This is a genomic window from Caballeronia sp. Lep1P3 (genome assembly GCF_022879595.1).
In the GTDB taxonomy this organism is placed as follows: Bacteria; Pseudomonadota; Gammaproteobacteria; order Burkholderiales; family Burkholderiaceae; genus Caballeronia.
This window is the reverse complement of sequence record NZ_CP084267.1, coordinates 205043-222006: the sequence shown is the minus strand read 5'-3', so window position 1 is coordinate 222006 and position 16964 is coordinate 205043. Positions and strand designations below refer to the sequence as shown.

Sequence of the window (16964 nt, the reverse complement as noted above, 5' to 3'; positions counted from 1 at the left end):
GATTTTATTTTGTATCCCTAACTATCTATGCGCCCCGCGCCCGCACGCCGATTCTTTTTGGCGACTCGCTCACTGGCGGCGCACTCTTCTTACGCGCGCACACCCCGCATAAACCCCGATTTTTTTCTCAATTGCGTTTATTAATTATAGATACATATAATAAACCAGCGTCGAAACCGGTGGGCCCCCGCTTCGCGCCATCCCGGCATCTGGCCGGCCCCGAGTGGCATTCATGGACGGTGCGAGCCGTCGACAACGAGGAGTTGTTCATGTCGCAAGCAGAGCTTCAATCCGGCCCGGCCTTCCCGCCGCGGGCGGAACACCCTTCGGTTTCGGATCGCGGCGATGCGTGGAGCGGGGATGTGCCCGTCGAAGCCTTCATCGACGCGCATCGTTTCTCGCGCTTCCAGTGGGTCCTGATGGGCGTCTGCTTCCTGATCGTGCTGATCGACGGAATGGACACCGCCGCCATCGGCTATATCGCGCCGGCGCTCGTCAAGGGCTGGGGCATTTCGAAGGCGGCGCTCGCGCCCGTCCTGAGCGCCGCGCTCTTCGGCCTTGCCGCCGGCGCGGTCATCTCCGGTCCCGCCGCCGACCGCTTCGGCCGCAAGAGCGTGCTCATCGCCGCGACCGCATTCTTCGGCGCGATGAGTCTCGCCACCGCATTCGCGGGCACCATCGAATCGCTCGTCGCGCTGCGCTTTCTGACGGGCATCGGGCTCGGCGCCGCGATTCCGAACAGCATCACGCTCGTCTCCGAATACGCGCCGCAACGCAGCCGCGCGATCATCGTCAACACCACGTACTGCGGCTTCACGGTCGGCGCGGCGCTCGGCGGCTTCATCTCGTCGTGGCTCATTCCGGCGTTCGGCTGGCACAGCCTCTTCGTGGTCGGCGGCGTGTTTCCGCTGATTCTCGTGGTCGGCGTGGCGCTGTGGGTGCCCGAGTCGGTGCGCTTTCTCGTCAAGCGCGGCGCGGCCAAGGAGAAGATCGCGGCGCCGCTCGCGAAGATCGCTCCGCTCGATGTCTCCCGCATCACGTCGTTCCGCCTCACGGAGCGCGTCGCGACGAACGCGAAGACTGCCGTCGGCGCCATTCTCTCGAAACAGTTCGTGATCGGCACGGTGATGCTGTGGACCACGTATTTCATGGGTCTCGTCATCTTCTATCTGCTGATGAGCTGGATGCCGCTTCTCATGAACGAAGCCGGCTTCACGCCCGAACGCGCCGCGCTTCTCACCGCGCTCTTCCCGCTCGGCGGCGGCATCGGCACGGTCGCCTCGGGCTGGCTGATGGATCGCTGGAACGCGAACGTCGTCGTGATGCTCGGCTATCTGCTCACGGCCGCGTTGATCTTCGTGGTGGGTCAGGCGATCGGCAGCATCGGGCTCGTGAGCGCGCTCATCTTCCTCGCCGGCACCACGATGAACGGGGCGCAATCGTCGATGCCCTCGCTCGCCGCGATGTTCTATCCGACGCAAAGCCGCGCGACCGGCGTCTCGTGGATGTACGGCGTCGGGCGCTTCGGCGGCATCGCGGGCGTGGCGCTCGGTGGCCTCTTCGCGCAGTGGAAGCTCGGGCTGCCGGCGGTGTTCGCGCTGCTCGCGGTGCCCTCGGTTTTCGCGGGTCTCGCGCTCTTCGTGAAGCTGAAGGCGCATCCGGGACGCGAGCACGCATGATGTATCGCCGGTCGCTCGCTTTCGGGCGAGCGACCCGCTTCGCGCCCGACGCAACGATTACTCAACGCAAAGACAGGAAGCAAGACATGAGTCAGGAACTCGACGTATTGACCGGCAAGCTGCACGGCCTCACCGCTGCCATTAGCGTGATCGCCGCCGCGCTGCCGCAGTCCGCGTCCGCGGACGTGCAGGAAACGCTGCGCGACATGATCGGCGAAACCGCCAGCGCGGACTTGCCTCAGGCCGCGCTCGGCTCGATGCACGCGACGCTCACGCACGTCATCGAATCGATGGAGATCGGCCTGCGCCGTTGATCCAGCGCGCGTTACGCCGCCCGCGCGGTGCGGGCGGCTCGCCCGGTCTTCGTGGCCGGCTTCGCGGCTTTCTCGGCTTTCTCATCCGGCGCGGTCTGCGCCTTCTTCGCGCGGCTCGCGCGCTCCGGTTTCGCCGCCACGCACGCCTGTGCCTCCAATCCGCCGACAATGAAGCTCGTCAACTGTTCGAGCGTCTCGTTCGCGTCCCACGGATCGCACGCGCCCTTCGCGAGCACGTCCAGACGATGCGTGTCGGAGAACGCGTACAGGTAGGCGCCGATCATCGCGGTGACGCGCCAGTACAGGTCTTTCGCGGGCAAGCCGGGCAGCGCGATGCGCAGCGCTTCGACATAGGCGTCGGTCGAGTCGCCATAAGCCGTGCTGCGCAGGCTGTATGAAATCTCGGGCGGCTCCGTGTGCAGCCGCGCCTGCAACCGGATGAATGCGCGCCCGCCCTCGGACTTGCGCAAGGCGACGAGCGGCAGCAGGAACGCGCGGACGATGTCGCGCACGCCGGGCTTCGCGCCGTCGTCGGTCAATGCGTGCAGCACGTTCACGCGCTCTTCCGAAATCAGCTTCGCGCGGCGCAGGAAGACCTGCTCGAACAACTGCTGTTTCGTGCCGAAGTAATACGTGATGAGCGCCTGCGTGACGCCGCACGACGCCGCCACGTCCTTGAGCGAGGTGCCCGCATAGCCGCGCTGAGAGAAGTCGACCTCGGCGGCATCGAGGATGTTCTCGCGCTGATTGATGTTGCCCGTCGGGCGTCCGAGCCGCTTGCGCTTGCCCGATTCGCCGTGCGCGCGGCCGTGAGTCGTTTCGTCTTTGGTCATGCTTGGGCGCTGCTGCGTAGTGGTGAAGAGCCGCGTATGAATCGCGGCCCGCGTTCGCCGACTATTTTACGGTCGTTTAAATCCTTATCCCGAATTTCCCTCGCCGTGCGTCTCGCGCCGTTGCATTTATTTATACGGCCATATAATATTTGTCACGCATCCACACGGCAGCACTTTTCAGAAGGACGAGATCATGAGCAGAACACTTCGCGTCGGCGTGATCGGCGGCGGAATCGGTGGCGTCGCCCTGACGGGCGCGCTCGCGCAGCAAGGCATCGACGTGCGGCTCTTCGAGCGCGCGAGCGCGTTCGGCGACGTCGGCGCGGGCATCCAGATGACGCCCAACGCGGTGAAGGTGCTGCAGGCGCTCGGCCTGGGCGACGCGCTGCGCGACGTCGCGTTCGTGCCGCAGGCCATCGTCGGGCGCAACTGGGAGACGGCGCGCGAGAACTTTCGCACGCCGCTCGCCGCCGTGTGTCCGGCGCTCTACGGCGCGCCGTTCTACCACGTCCATCGCGCGGACTTGCATCGCATTCTGACGACGCTGCTTCCGGCCGACGCGTTCCGCCTCTCGACGAGTTGCGTCGACGTGCGTCAGGAAGACAACGGCGCGGTGGCCGTGTTCGAGGACGGCAGCACGTTCGAAGCGGATGTCATCGTCGGCGCGGACGGCGTGCGTTCCATCGTGCGCGGCAAGCTCTTCGGCGAAGAAGCGCCGCGCTTCACCGGCAACATGTGCTTCCGCGCCGTCGTCCCGTTCGACGAGATGCCCGACTTCGTGAGCCCGGATTCGTCGTTCTGGCTCGGGCCGCACGCGCACGTCGTCACGTATTACGTGCGGCGCGGCAAGGCGGTGAACATCGTCGCGGTCGCGGAAACCGAGAACTGGGTCGAGGAATCGTGGAATGCGGCGAGCAGCCGCGAGGAACTGCTCGCGACATTCGAAGGCTGGCACCCGAATCTCATTCGTCTTTTCGAGCGCGCGGATTCCGTCTTCAAGTGGGGCCTCTTCGACCGCGATCCGATGCGAACGTGGTCGCGCGGCAACATCACGCTGCTCGGCGACGCCGCGCATCCGATGCTGCCGTTTCTCTCGCAGGGCGCGGCGATGGCGATCGAAGACGGCTTCGTGCTCGCGCGTTCGCTCGGCGCGCACGGCAGCGACATCGCGAGCGCGCTTCGCGATTACGAAGCCGAACGCCTGCCGCGCACGAGCCGCGTGCAGCTCGAATCGCGCGAACGCGGCCGCACGTATCACCTGCCGAGCGCGTTCGCGCAAAGAAAGCGCGATCTCATCTACAAGTTCAAGTCGTATCTGAATCCGCAGGCGTCGGGCATCCAGGCGAACTGGGTCTATGCGTACAACGCAACCGACTTCGCGCCGCGTGTCGAACGCGACGCGCTCGCCGCATCGCAATGACCGGCCCTTTCTCTCTTTCGAGGTTTGACATGCCCGCCAGGACTTATCGCATCGGCCAGATCGTCCCCAGTTCGAACACGACGATGGAAACCGAAATCCCCGCCATGTTGATGGCGCGTCAGGCCATCGAGCCCGAACGCTTCACGTTCCATTCGAGCCGCATGCGGATGAAGAAGGTCGTGAAGGAAGAGCTTGCGCTGATGGACGCGGAATCCGACCGCTGCGCCGTCGAGCTTTCGGATGCGCGCGTCGACGTGCTCGGCTATGCGTGTCTCGTCGCGATCATGGCGATGGGGCGCGGATACCATCGCGCATCGCAAGAGCGCTTGCAGGCGCATACCGCCGCGAACGGCGCGGACGCGCCCGTCGTCACGAGCGCGGGCGCGCTCGTCGATGCGCTCAAGGTGATGAAGGCGAAGCGCGTGGTGGTCGTCGCGCCGTACATGAAGCCGCTCACCGAACTCGTCGTCGATTACATCCAGCATGAAGGCTTCGAAGTGATCGACTATCGCGCGCTCGAAATTCCCGACAATCTCGAAGTCGCGCGCCACGATCCGCGCAATCTGCCGGAGATCGTGAAGACGCTCAAGTATCAGGACGCGGACGCCATCGTGTTGTCCGCGTGCGTGCAGATGCCGTCGCTTGCCGTCGTGCCGATGGTCGAAGCGATGACGGGCAAGCCGGTCGTGACCGCGGCCATCGCCACGACCTATGCGATGTTGCGCCAGCTCGATCTCAGGCGCGTCGTGCCGGGCGCGGGCGCGCTGCTGTCGGGCGCGTACTGAACGGGAGACGCGATGCAATCGACTTATCTTTATGGCGCGAACGTTCAGGCCAACGGCATCCGGCAGCACTATCTGCGATACGGCGGCTCGGCGGCAAGCGGCGAACGCGCGGCGCGCGATCCTGTCGTGATCGTGCCCGGTATCACGAGTCCGGCGATCACATGGGGCTTCGTCGCGGACCGCATCGGCCGCCAGTTCGATACCTATGTCCTCGACGTGCGCGGACGCGGGCTGTCGAGCGCGTCGGCGGACCTCGACTACAGCCTCGACGCGCAAGCCGACGATCTGCTCGCTTTCATCGATGCAGTCGGATTGAAGCGCGCGAGCGTGCTCGGGCACTCGATGGGCGCGCGCATCGCGTTGCGCGCGGCACGTCGCGAAGCGAGCGGCGATAGCCGTATCGCGCGGCTCGCGCTCGTCGATCCGCCCGTGTCGGGGCCGGGACGCCGCGCGTATCCGTCGCAGCTTCCGTGGTATGTCGATTCGATCGCGCTTGCTCGCGAAGGCATGGACATCGACGCAATGCGCCGCTTCTGCCCGACGTGGACCGAGGAACAACTGCGCTTGCGTGCGGAATGGCTGCATACGTGCGACGAACGCGCGATCCGCACGAGCTTCGACGGCTTTCATACGGACGACGTTCACGCCGACATGCCGCATGTGAAGCAGGACGCGCTGCTGATGGTCGCGGGCCGCGGCGACGTGATCCGCGGCGAGGACATCGAAGAGATTCGCGGTCTCATGCCGCAACTCGAAGTGGTCAAGGTTGCGGACGCCGGCCACATGATTCCGTGGGACGACGAAGAAGGCTTCTATCGCGCGTTCGGGTCGTTCTTCGGCGCGACGCTCATCTGAGGCGCACACACATGCCAATCAGCGACTATCAACTCGTCGAAGCGTGGAAGCGCGTGCTCACGCTTTCGCGGCTCGAACCGGGCCAGACCGTCACGATTCTCACCGGCGCGGCTACGCATCCGCAGACGCTCGCGTGCGCGTTGATCGCCGCGCAGTCGATGGGCGCGGTCGTCAACCGGCTCGACCTGCCGCCTGTCAACGGCGAAAAGGCGTTGAGCCGCGACGCGCTCGCCTATCTCGGGGAAACGCCGCTCACCGGCAACCGCGCGGCCATCGCGGCGCTCAAGGCAAGCGACCTCGTGCTGGATCTGATGACGCTGCTCTTTTCGCCCGAGCAGCACGACATCCTCGGGTCCGGCACGAAGATCCTGCTCGCCGTCGAGCCGCCCGAAGTGCTCGTGCGAATGACGCCCACGCCGGGCGATCGCGCGCGCGTGCTCGCAGCGGCAAAGCGCATCGAGAACGCTCGCGAGATGCGCGTCACGTCGAAGGCGGGTACGGATTTGCGCTGTCCGCTCGGCGAGTTTCCGGCGATTGCGGAATACGGTTTCGTCGATGAACCGGGCCGCTGGGACCACTGGCCAAGCGGCTTCGCGCTCACATTTCCGAACGAAGGCGGCGCGAATGGCCGCATCGTGATCGATCGCGGCGACATTCTGCTGCCGCAGAAGAGCTACTGCACGGAGCCGATCGTGCTGACCGTCGAAGGCGGCTATGCGACGTCGATCGAAGGCGGCGTCGACGCCGACCTGCTGCGCGAGTACATGCAAACATTCGACGACCCGGAAGCCTTCGCGATCTCGCATATCGGCTGGGGTCTGCAAAAGCGCGCGCACTGGTCCACGCTCGGTCTGTACGACCGCGAAGCGACGCTCGGCATGGACGCGCGCGCATTCGACGGCAACTTCCTGTTCTCGCTCGGACCCAACAACGAAGGCGGCGGCAAGCGCACCACCGCATGCCATATCGACATTCCATTGCGCCGCTGCACCGTGTCGCTCGACGGCGTGGACGTGGTGCGCGACGGCAAGACCATCGAGGCGACGTCATGAATCACGAAACGAAGGAAGCCACTTACGCGCGTCAGGGCTTCGGACACGCATTCGACATCGAGGGAAAGACCGGTCTCCTGATCGTCGATTTCGTCAATGGCTTTGCCGACCCCGCGATCTTCGGCGGCGGCAACATCGCCGAGGCGATTGCGCGCACCGTGCCGCTGCTTCACGCGGCGCGCGAGATGCGCTGGCCGGTCGCGCATAGCCGCATCGTCTACGCGGACGACGATTCGGATGCGAACGTCTTTTCGCTCAAGGTGCCGGGCATGCTGACGCTGAAGGAGCACGCGAACGCGAGCGCAATCGTGCCGCAACTCACGCCTGAGAAGGGCGAACTCGTCGTGCGCAAGAACGTTCCGTCGGCGTTCTTCGGCACGTCGCTCGCGCCGTGGCTTTCGATGCATGGCGTGCGGACGCTCGTCGTCGCCGGCGCGGTCACGAGCGGATGCGTGCGCGCGAGCGTCGTCGATGCGATGCAGTACGGCTTTCGTCCGGTCGTGTTGTCCGATTGCGTGGGCGACCGCGCACTGGCCCCGCACGATGCGAATCTCTTCGACATGGCGCAGAAGTACGCGGCCGTGATGCGCTCGGACGAACTGCTCGCGCGCGTTCGCGGCTAGCCGCTTGCGGCGCTGGTTTCCGGCGGGACGCGGGTGAATGTTACGGTGGCGCGTCGTCTGCAGTGGTCTTCGGCGCCGTCCATCGCGCGATTTCGCGCCGTCACGCAGGACATGCCGGTGCCCGTTGCCTTGCCGGTCACGACATAGACATCGGCCGGGACGTGGCGGCGAGATCGCTCGCGGTGCCGCATGCGCCGAGCGCGAGTGAGTCGTTCACACGCTTCGGATCGTCTGTTGGAAAGAAGGCGCATGCGCGACGCACTCACTTCGTTGCTCGCTCACGCTGCTTCGATACGATCCAGCAGTCGTTGCAGCCGCGTGTGTTGCGACGGTGCGAGTCCCGGCGTCGATAACGCATGCTCCACGCGCGAGCGCCAGTAGGTCTTGGAAAACAGCGAATTCGCGCCGTCCAGGTTCAACACCTGTTCGAGATGCGCGATGGCCGCGTCGAGATGATTGACGTGATAAGGGCGTGCGCCCGGGCAGATTTCATCCATTGAAGTCGTGCCGATGTGCGCCACGCGCACCGTCGGCGAGCCTGGTTCGAGAAGTGACAACGGCACGCGCGAAGCACATGCTTCGCGCGGCTACGGCGTAAATGCTTCGTGATGCGGGGCAATGCGCGGCGAATGCGCCCCCGCGTCAATGCATGTGCTGACCGCCGTTGATCGCGATATTCGAACCGGTCACGAAGCCCGCATCGTCCGAGCACAGGAACGCGACGAGCGCGGCCACTTCTTCCGGCTTGCCGAGCCGGCCCGCGGGAATCTGCGGCAGGATCTTCGAATCGAGGATGTCCTGCGGGATCGCGGTCACCATCTTGGTCGCGAGGTAGCCCGGCGAAATGGTGTTCACGGTCACGCCCTTGCGCGCGACTTCCAGCGCGAGCGACTTCGTGAAGCCGTGCATGCCCGCTTTCGCCGCCGCATAGTTGGTCTGACCGATCTGCCCTTTCGATCCATTCACCGACGAAATATTGACGATGCGGCCCCAGCCGCGCGCGACCATCTCTTCGCACACCGGCTTCGTCATGTTGAAGACGGAGTCGAGATTGGTGCGCAGCACGGCATCCCAGTTCACCTTCGTCATCTTCTTGAAGGTCGTGTCCTGCGTGATGCCCGCGTTGTTCACGAGAATGTCGATCGGTCCGACTTCGCGCTGAATCTTCGCGATGCAGTGCTGGCTCGCGTCGTAATCCGCGACATCGACCGGGTACGCGCGAAAGTTATACCCCTGGCGGTCCATGCTCGCGAGCCACTCCGACACGATGGTGTTGCCGGGCGAATGCGTGACGACCACGGCATAGCCGGCGTCGTTCAGCTTCATGGCGATGGATTCTCCGAGGCCGCCCATGCCGCCCGTTACCACTGCGATTCGCTTAGTCATGCCAAATATCCTCTCAGGTTCGTAATAGTCGGAATGCGTCCGGCATCGCGCTTCGAATGGTTGTATGTGCGATGCCGGCGTTCTGCGGTTCGTGCGCGTGCTTGCCCGCCGCCCTTACGGACGCTCGAGCGCCAGCGCGACGCCCATGCCGCCGCCGATGCACAGCGACGCGAGGCCCTTCTTCGCATCGCGCTTTTGCATCTCGTGCAGCAGCGTGACGAGGATGCGGCAGCCCGATGCGCCGATCGGATGACCGATCGCGATCGCCCCGCCGTTCACGTTGATCTTCTCTTGATCCCAGCCCATCTGCTTGTGCACGGCGAGCGCCTGCGCAGCGAACGCCTCGTTGATCTCCATCAGATCGAGATCGTTCACGCTCCAGCCCGCGCGTTCCAGACAGCGCTTCGATGCCGGCACCGGCCCCATGCCCATGATCTTCGGATCGACGCCCGCGCTCGCATACGCCTTGATGCGCGCGAGCGGCGTGAGCCCGAGCGCTTCGGCCTTCTTCGCCGACATCACGACGACCGCCGCCGCGCCATCGTTGATGCCCGACGCGTTGGCCGCCGTCACCGTGCCTTCCTTCGAGAACGCGGGCTTCAGGCCCGAGAGCGCTTCGGCGGTGACGCCGTGGCGCACGAATTCGTCGGTGGCGAATTGCAGCGGCTCGCCCTTGCGCTGGGGAATCGCGACCGGCACGATCTCGTCGCTGAAACGCCCCTCCTTCTGCGCGCGCTCGGCCTTGTTCTGCGACAGCGCCGCGAACGCGTCCTGTGCTTCGCGCGTGATGCCGAATTCCTTCGCGACGTTTTCCGCCGTCGTGCCCATGTGGTAGTTGTTATAGACGTCCCACAGGCCATCGACGATCATCGAGTCGATCAGTTTTGCATCGCCCATGCGGAAGCCGTCGCGCGAGCCGGGCAGCACATGCGGCGCCGCGCTCATGTTCTCCTGACCGCCCGCGACGACGATCTCCGAATCGCCCGCGATGATCGCGTTCGCGGCAAGCATCACCGCCTTGAGGCCCGAACCGCAAACCTTGTTGATGGTCATGCCCGGCACCATGTCGGGCAAACCAGCCTTGATGACCGACTGACGCGCCGGGTTCTGGCCCGAGCCCGCCGTCAGCACCTGTCCCAGGATGACCTCGCTCACCTGCTCGGGCTTCACGCCCGCGCGCTCGAGCACCGCGCGAATCACCGTCGCGCCCAGTTCCGGCGCCGCGATGTTCGCGAGCGAACCGCCGAACTTGCCGACCGCTGTACGCGCGGCCGATACGATCACTACGTCAGTCATCTTTCATCCTCGTTGAACAGCAGAACTCGTTGCATTTCCGGCAGACGGAAATTTGAAGCGGAAACAGACACCGCAGCGGTGCCGCGACACAGGGTGCATCCATCGGCGGTCCTTCCGCGCGGTAACGCGCGGCGTTCGGAAAAGCCCGTCGACTGGCGATTCGAACCATTGGCGGATATTGGCGTTTCAGCCGATTCGCCCAGAAAGCAATGCGCCGATTCAACGCGTATTACACGGCCCTATAAATAGGCCTCTAATTAAATCTCTCAGGTACTGCAACGGCCTTCTCTCATCGGCATGCGCTCATGGAAATCGCGCGTGCGCAGTTTCCTCGCACGCTTTTGCGCGCGCTATTTCGGCATGCCGGGGGAAGTTTTAACTGGGCGCAAAGCTTGTGCGTTGCACCAATTGCAAACATTCTAAACGCAAAACATCGACAGAAATTTGCATATTTCTAGGTGATTACCCTAGGTCAGGTAAAAAGTCCCATAACAAACATGCGAAACGTTCGTTCGAATGACGAACGGACGTTCAATAATATGGCTTTTAGGCAGCGAAAGTTGCGCCGCGCGTCTGATGAATGCGCTGTTGCCGACGCGCGCGCCGAATGAAACCCGCGTCGCATATCGCGCGTTGTTCGTTAGCCGCTTAGTAGAAGACGCGCTGTCCATGACAGACATTCGGGTTATTGCCACGCGCTAATGACACCCGAATGACTGTTCCCGGTTATTCGTGCTTCGATGGAAATGGGTATTCAAATCGCCAGTACCAGTTTGATACCTTTCGCGCGAGAGCAGCACGCCATCATTCGCTGATTCGACTGCCGCTCGCCCCTCGTCAATACGAGATCGCGATGATCGATCTCGCCGTCGAGAACCCTAACTTCGCACGAGCCGCATAATCCCTCTTCGCAATCGCTCTGGATATCGACGTTCGCGCGGCGCAGCGCGGCAAGGAGCGTCTGATCGGCGCCGACGGTCAGCGTCAGTCCCGAATCCTTCAGTTCGACCTCGAAGGGATGTTCCTTGTCGGGATCGAGCGAGCCGAGCGTCGATTCGAAGTGCTCGATCTTCAACGCGTCGTCGGGCCAGGCGGCGCTGGCCGCCGTGAGCGCATCGAGCATGCGCGCCGGTCCGCACGCGTAGACCTGCGTGCCTTCAGCGACGGTGAGCGCGGCGAAGTCGTTGCGCGCGCCCTCCTCCGACACGTACACACGCAGGCGCTCGCCGTGCAGGGCGCGCATTTCATCGAGCAGCGCCATCGATGCGCGCGTCCGCCCGCTGTAATGCACTTCGTAGTCGATCGCGCGCTCCCGCGCACGGCGCGCCATCGCGCTGATCGGCGTGATGCCGATGCCGCCCGCGATCAGAATCAGCTTGCGCGCGGTTTCGTCGAGCCGGAAGTGGTTGCGCGGGCCGCGGATGCGCCAGTGCGCGCCGGGCCGCACGTTGTCGTGGACCCATGCCGAACCGCCTCGGCTTGCGGTCTCGCGCAAGACGGCGATCTCGAACGCGGCGCGGTCCGCCGGGTCGCCGCAGAGGGAATACTGGCGCGACAGTCCGCTATCGCCGCAGATCACGTCGATATGCGAGCCAGGCGTCCAGCGCGGCAGCGCGCGTCCGTCGGCTGCGACGAGTCGCACGCGCACGATGCGATCCGCGCACGCGGACACCGAATCGACGATCACTGCGCGGCTCACCGCATGCGACGACGGCTCGCCGAGACGCACCGTCGCGCGTGGCGCGCGCACGGAGGGATCGGCGCGTTCCGGGTTCATCGCCGGGTCCCATTGCACATAAAGATGCTCCGGCCCGCGAAACGACGTGTTCGGCACATAGGTGAAGCGCTGATCGGAAAGACGCATGTGCGGCAGCCGGCGCGTGAGTTCGTCGAGAAAAATCTGCATCTCCATGCGCGCGAGATTCTTGCCCATGCACTGATGCGCGCCGTAGCCGAAGGTCAGTTGATCGCTCGCGTTCTCGCGGCGAATGTCGAAGAAGTCGGCGTCGGCGAAGCGGTGCTGATCGTGGTTCGCCGACGACGTCACGATCAGCAGCTTCGAGCCGGCGGGAATGTCGATGCCGCCGATGGTCACGTCTTTCGTCGCGAGACGCCGCCACGCCGCGACCGATCCGTTATGCCGCAGGCACTCCTCGACCGCGTTCGGGATGAGGCTCGGGTCCTCGCAGATGTCGCGCCAGGCATCCGGGTGTTGCAGCAGCAGCTTGATCGCGTTGGCCGACGCGTTCGCCGTGGTCTCATGCGCGGCGACGATGCCCGCCATCATCATCGAATGGAGATACGAATCCGTCACGACGTCCGGCAGTTCCTTCTGCTTGCGGATGCCGTACTGCATCCAGCCGGGGCCGGACGGGTCTTCGCGCATCTTCTGCAGCACCTTGCCCGCGTACTGCCAGAACTTGCCGACCGCGTGCGCGACCGCGACCTGTTCCTCGGGCTTCGGCCGGCCCCAGGTGTTCACGGTATGCGCGATCGAGTATTCGCGCAGCGTGTCCATGTCTTCCTCCGGCACGCCGAGAAAATGCAGCGCGACGGTGAGCGGCACTTCCCATAACATCTGGTCGACGAGATCGGCGCGGCCATCGTCGATAAAACGATCGACGTACTCGCGCGTGAGCGCGCGCACCATCGGTTCGTGATGCGCAAGCGCCTCGGGCGTGAACGGGTCCATCAGCGCGCGGCGGCGCGGCATGTGCGCGGGCTCGTCTTCGTTGACGAGCGTGCGGTTCAGCGCGAAGCCGTAGGACGCGAGCACCGCGTTCGCTTCCGGGCCGGTCGGCGTGATCTTTTCCAGCGCGATCGACGGGCTGAACGTGAGGTTGTCGCGAAAGATCGCCTTGATGTCGTCGTAACGGGTGACGACCCAGTAGCCGAGCTTCGGACTGTAGAACACCGGTTCCTGCTCGCGCGCCCAGCGCACGTATTCGGGCGGGTCTTGCTGATAGCCGTCCCCGAAAGGGTCGAACTCGGCGGCGCTCGCGCTCACCGGACAGCCGTTGGGCGCGAGCGTCGCGGCCGGCGCGTCGGCATGAAAGGGACAGCGGGGCGCGCGGTCGTCGTCGGCCACGTAGGTCATAAATGCGTCTCCGGTTTATTCGTATCGGGCTTTCGTCGAAGCCTCACGGAAGAAGGGTATCGGCAAGCAGCTTCACGTTCAATACGACGATCGCGCCCGCCACGAACCACGCGAGCACGGCGAGCCATCGGCCGATCGCGAAGACGCCCATTTTCCGGCGGTCGGAAACGAATCGCACGAGCGGGACGACGGCGAACGGGAGTTGCATCGAAAGGATCACCTGACTGAGCACCAGCAATTGCGCTGTGCCCTTTTCGCCGTAGACGGCGGCCACCGCCACGACCGGCACGACGGCGATGCCGCGCGTGACGAGGCGCCGCGCCCAGTTCGGCAGGCGCAGCCGGAGAAAGCCTTCCATCACGATCTGGCCGGCGAGTGTCGCGGTCACGGTCGAGTTCAGGCCCGACGCGAGCAGCGCCACCGCGAAGAGCGTCGACGCGATCCCGAGACCGAGCAGCGGCGACAAAAGCCGGAACGCGTCGCCGATCTCCGCGACGTCGTCGTGGCCGCTCGCGTGAAAGACAGCCGCCGCGACGATCAGGATCGCGGCATTGACGAAGAGCGCGAGCGTCAGCGCGAGCGTGCTGTCGATGGTGGCCCAGCGGATCGCGTCGCGCCGCGCTTCGGTCGACTGTCCGTATGCGCGGGTCTGGACCACGGACGAGTGCAGGTAGAGGTTGTGCGGCATCACGGTAGCGCCGAGGATGCCGATCGCCACGTAAAGCATCTCGCGGTCGGCGGCGATTCTCGGCGATGGCACGAAGCCGCGCAGCACATTTGCGATGGGCGGCGCGGCGGCGGCGATCTGCAGGGCGAAGCACGTCGCGATCACGATGAGAAGCGCGATCACGAAGGCTTCGAGGAACCGGAAGCCCTTGTTGACGAGAAGCAGCAGCAGAAACGCATCGAGCGCGGTGATGAGCGCGCCGGCGATCATCGGAATGCCGAACAGTAATTGCAGCGCGATCGCCGTGCCGATGACTTCGGCGAGGTCGCAGGCGATGATCGCCGTTTCGCACGCGAGCCACAGCGCGATGTTGACCGGCTTCGAGTAGTGATCGCGGCATGCTTGGGCGAGGTCGCGGCCGGTCGCGACGCCGAGGCGCACCGCGAGCGCCTGCAGCAAAATCGCCATCAGATTCGAAAGAAGGATGACGGCGAGCAACGAATAGCCGAACCGCGATCCGCCCGCGATGTCGGTCGCCCAGTTGCCCGGGTCCATGTACCCGACCGAAATCATGTAGCCGGGACCGGCGAACGCGAGAAAGCGCCGAAGCCATCCCGCGCCGACCGGCACCCGCACCGACGCGTAGACTTCCGGCAGACTCGGGCGATGCTCGTCCTGCGCTGGCCGTTTGTACGCGGGGCGTCGGGAATCGCGCATCGGCACATGTCTCCAGCGAGGTGCGGACAGGGTTGCTCGAATATGCGCCGGCGCTGTGAAGATTCAAGCGCGCGGGGTTGTTCGTGCGTTGCGCTGATAAAGGTACTTATCAGATGTAGCGATTTAACTTGTTAAATTCGACGCTGGTTGATAACCTCGCCGCAAATGCTTGAAAACAAAGACGAAACTTCCTTCGCTCAAATGGGTTCGCCAGCCGACGCGACACCTCGCCGGCTTACGCGACAACACTTTGCGCTTTACCGCGGCTACCTTGACGGCATCTCGGAAGCGCAGTTGCACGCGTCCTACGGCGATTCCGGCGCCGATGTCCGCAGCACGCGCCGACTGATCGCCGCGCTGCGCGACACGCTTTCGGTCATGGCGCGCCGGGCGCAGGACATCGATGCGGCGCATCTGCTTCGGCTGCGTCCCGGCAGCATTCCGTCGGACGCGGCGAGTCCGGTAACGCCGGTGCCTACGCTCGAGGAATTCCGCGAACGCGTCGATCCGGAGAGCGTGTACGGCGAATCCGAACTGCTTGCGCTCTATCAGGAGGCGTTTGCCGCGATCGCATCGGCGCCGCTGGACCGGCGCACCGCGCGCAACATCCGGTTGCGGCGGCGTCAGGCGGACGCGCTTGCTCGCATGGAAGCGAGCCTCGTTCAGGATCCGAGGCCGCAGCATCCGGTCGACGGATGGTTCGAGCCGGCCGTCAGCGCGCGGCTGGCGGCAGCGGGAATCGGCACGATTGGCGATCTGATCGCGTTGGTCGAGCGACGGCGTCATCGCTGGTACACGGCCGTGCCGCGACTCGGTCCGAAGGGCGCGCAGCGGATCGTCGACTGGCTGCAACTGCACGCGAGCGCGCTCCAGCACACGGTCTCGCCGGCCGCGCTCGTCCCGCGTCGGCAATGGAAAGGCGAGGCGTCGCGAAAAATGATCGATGGAGGTACGCTCGCCGTCGCGCCGCTGGAATCGCTGCGGGTGCCGTCGGCGCTGGATGGGTCGAAAGGAACGAATCGCGCCCCGCCCGGCTCGGCGTGCCGCTTCGACACCGACATTCGTGCGATTGCGGCCTGGCTCGACGCGCGCTCCGCGAGCGATCACACCCGGCGCGCTTATCGGCGGGAGGCCGAGCGGCTGCTGCTTTGGGCGCTCGTCGAAAGACAAAAGCCGCTTTCCTCGCTCGATCCCGCCGATTGCACCGAGTACGTCAACGTCTTTCTCGCCGATCCCCGGCCGGCGGCCCGGTGGGTGGCCAAGGGCCGCGTCGAACGGTGCGTCGCGACGTGGCGACCGTTCGCCGGACCGCTATCGGATCGCAGCCGGGAGTCCGCGCGGGCCATTCTGAACGCGATGTGCGAGTGGTTCGTCGCGAGCGACTACCTGGCGACGAACCCGTTTTCGACGCTCGAGCGCCCCGCGACGCCGCCGATTTTCGACGCTCCAGCGCGCACGCTCGACTTCGAGCAGTGGCGATGCGTCTTCGAATCGGTAACGCGCCCGAATTACACGTTTGCCGAACATCGCGACCGCCTGGCACTGTTGCTGGCTTATGCCACTGGTTTGCGCCGGGCGGAACTGGCCGCCGCAACGACGGACGCGCTGTCGGTCGGGCGACTAGCGGGCGTCGGCGATCCGGTCTGGCGGCTAAGCGTTGGTCCGGCGAGAACCGGTGGACAGGCGCGCACGGTGCTGTTGCCGCCCGCCGTCGTCGAAGCGTTGCAGGAGAATCTCGCAATGCGCAGTTTCCCCGACGCCCTCGCCTGCCCTGTCGGCACCCCGATTCTGGCGCAGGCTCGAGGCGGACACGCGATCACGCCCGATGGCATCGGCCGGCTTTTCAAGGACGTGTTCGCGCAGGCAGCGGCTCTTTCCGAGGCAAAAAATCCGGGGTCCGGCCGCAGTCTTGCGCGCGCGAGCACCCATTGGTTGCGGCACACGCACTCGGCGCACGCGCTGGCGCACGGCGCGCCCATCGCGCAAGTGGGCAAAGGCCTGGGTCACGCCGATCTGTCGACCACCGCGCTGTACCTGAAGCGCTATGATCCGCCGAGTTTACTCGGCGTGGAGCAGTTGATCCGACGCGCGTTGGCAACTGAGAAGGGATCGGAATCGGCCTAAACCGGCGGAACACCCGCCGCGACGTTGCGTAAACGCCTTCGTCCGCGTTAGAAAGACTTCAGAGTTTACTTGAGGTTTACCGGTTGGCCGTTTATTCTTCGGTTTGCAGTATGTTT

The 16964-nt window shown here is 64.9% G+C and carries 14 protein-coding genes; 8 read left to right on the top strand and 6 right to left on the bottom strand.

Annotated elements, in window-relative coordinates; translation table 11 throughout:
* Positions 1–269: 269 nt before the first annotated feature.
* The gene (locus tag LDZ27_RS21570) at positions 270–1679 is read left to right on the top strand and encodes an MFS transporter (RefSeq protein ID WP_244817829.1); all 1410 of its coding nucleotides are present in this window, start codon (positions 270–272) and stop codon (positions 1677–1679) included.
* Positions 1680–1765: 86 nt separating this feature from the next.
* A complete protein-coding gene (locus tag LDZ27_RS21565; protein WP_244817828.1) occupies positions 1766–1993 on the top strand; it encodes a hypothetical protein in 228 nt (75 codons plus the stop codon).
* A gap of 11 nt (positions 1994–2004) precedes the next feature.
* Here LDZ27_RS21565 and LDZ27_RS21560 read toward each other — a convergent pair whose 3' ends face one another.
* Positions 2005–2826, bottom strand: coding sequence for a TetR/AcrR family transcriptional regulator (locus LDZ27_RS21560; protein WP_244817827.1), 822 nt, complete (start codon positions 2824–2826; stop codon positions 2005–2007).
* Between the two features lie 193 nt (positions 2827–3019).
* Between LDZ27_RS21560 and LDZ27_RS21555 the strand changes: the two genes are divergently transcribed.
* Genes LDZ27_RS21555 through LDZ27_RS21535 form a run of 5 tightly spaced genes read left to right on the top strand, consistent with a single transcriptional unit; the run spans position 3020 to position 7561 of the window.
* Positions 3020–4246, top strand: a complete 1227-nt coding sequence (locus tag LDZ27_RS21555; protein WP_244817826.1) for an FAD-dependent monooxygenase — start codon at positions 3020–3022, stop codon at positions 4244–4246.
* Between the two features lie 29 nt (positions 4247–4275).
* Positions 4276–5031, top strand: coding sequence for an Asp/Glu racemase (locus LDZ27_RS21550; RefSeq protein WP_304657619.1), 756 nt, complete (start codon positions 4276–4278; stop codon positions 5029–5031).
* 12 nt (positions 5032–5043) lie between these two features.
* Positions 5044–5886: an alpha/beta fold hydrolase gene (locus LDZ27_RS21545; RefSeq protein WP_244817825.1), complete on the top strand. Its 843-nt coding sequence runs from the start codon at positions 5044–5046 to the stop codon at positions 5884–5886.
* 11 nt (positions 5887–5897) lie between these two features.
* Positions 5898–6938 carry a 2,5-dihydroxypyridine 5,6-dioxygenase gene (locus LDZ27_RS21540; RefSeq protein ID WP_244817824.1) on the top strand — a complete coding sequence of 347 codons (1041 nt, stop codon included), beginning with the start codon at positions 5898–5900 and terminating at the stop codon, positions 6936–6938.
* Positions 6935–7561: an isochorismatase family protein gene (locus tag LDZ27_RS21535; RefSeq protein WP_244817823.1), complete on the top strand. Its 627-nt coding sequence runs from the start codon at positions 6935–6937 to the stop codon at positions 7559–7561. The genes LDZ27_RS21540 and LDZ27_RS21535 overlap by 4 nt, the downstream gene beginning before the upstream one ends.
* Positions 7562–7839: 278 nt before the next feature.
* On the opposite strand, the gene LDZ27_RS21530 is transcribed toward LDZ27_RS21535, so the two are convergent.
* From LDZ27_RS21530 to LDZ27_RS21510, 5 genes are all read right to left on the bottom strand, one after another.
* Positions 7840–8118, bottom strand: coding sequence for a hypothetical protein (locus LDZ27_RS21530; RefSeq protein ID WP_244817822.1), 279 nt, complete (start codon positions 8116–8118; stop codon positions 7840–7842).
* Positions 8119–8203: 85 nt separating this feature from the next.
* Positions 8204–8947, bottom strand: a complete 744-nt coding sequence (phbB, locus tag LDZ27_RS21525) for an acetoacetyl-CoA reductase (protein WP_244817821.1) — start codon at positions 8945–8947, stop codon at positions 8204–8206.
* Positions 8948–9061: 114 nt separating this feature from the next.
* Positions 9062–10243, bottom strand: coding sequence for an acetyl-CoA C-acetyltransferase (locus LDZ27_RS21520; RefSeq protein WP_244817820.1), 1182 nt, complete (start codon positions 10241–10243; stop codon positions 9062–9064).
* A gap of 754 nt (positions 10244–10997) precedes the next feature.
* Positions 10998–13340, bottom strand: coding sequence for a cytochrome P450/oxidoreductase (locus LDZ27_RS21515; RefSeq protein WP_244817819.1), 2343 nt, complete (start codon positions 13338–13340; stop codon positions 10998–11000).
* A gap of 43 nt (positions 13341–13383) precedes the next feature.
* On the bottom strand, positions 13384–14724 hold the full coding sequence (locus LDZ27_RS21510; RefSeq protein WP_244817818.1) for an Nramp family divalent metal transporter: 1341 nt from the start codon (positions 14722–14724) through the stop codon (positions 13384–13386).
* A 294-nt stretch (positions 14725–15018) separates the two neighbouring features.
* Between LDZ27_RS21510 and LDZ27_RS21505 the strand changes: the two genes are divergently transcribed.
* A complete protein-coding gene (locus LDZ27_RS21505) occupies positions 15019–16848 on the top strand; it encodes a phage integrase family protein (RefSeq protein WP_244817817.1) in 1830 nt (609 codons plus the stop codon).
* Positions 16849–16964: the final 116 nt, after the last annotated feature.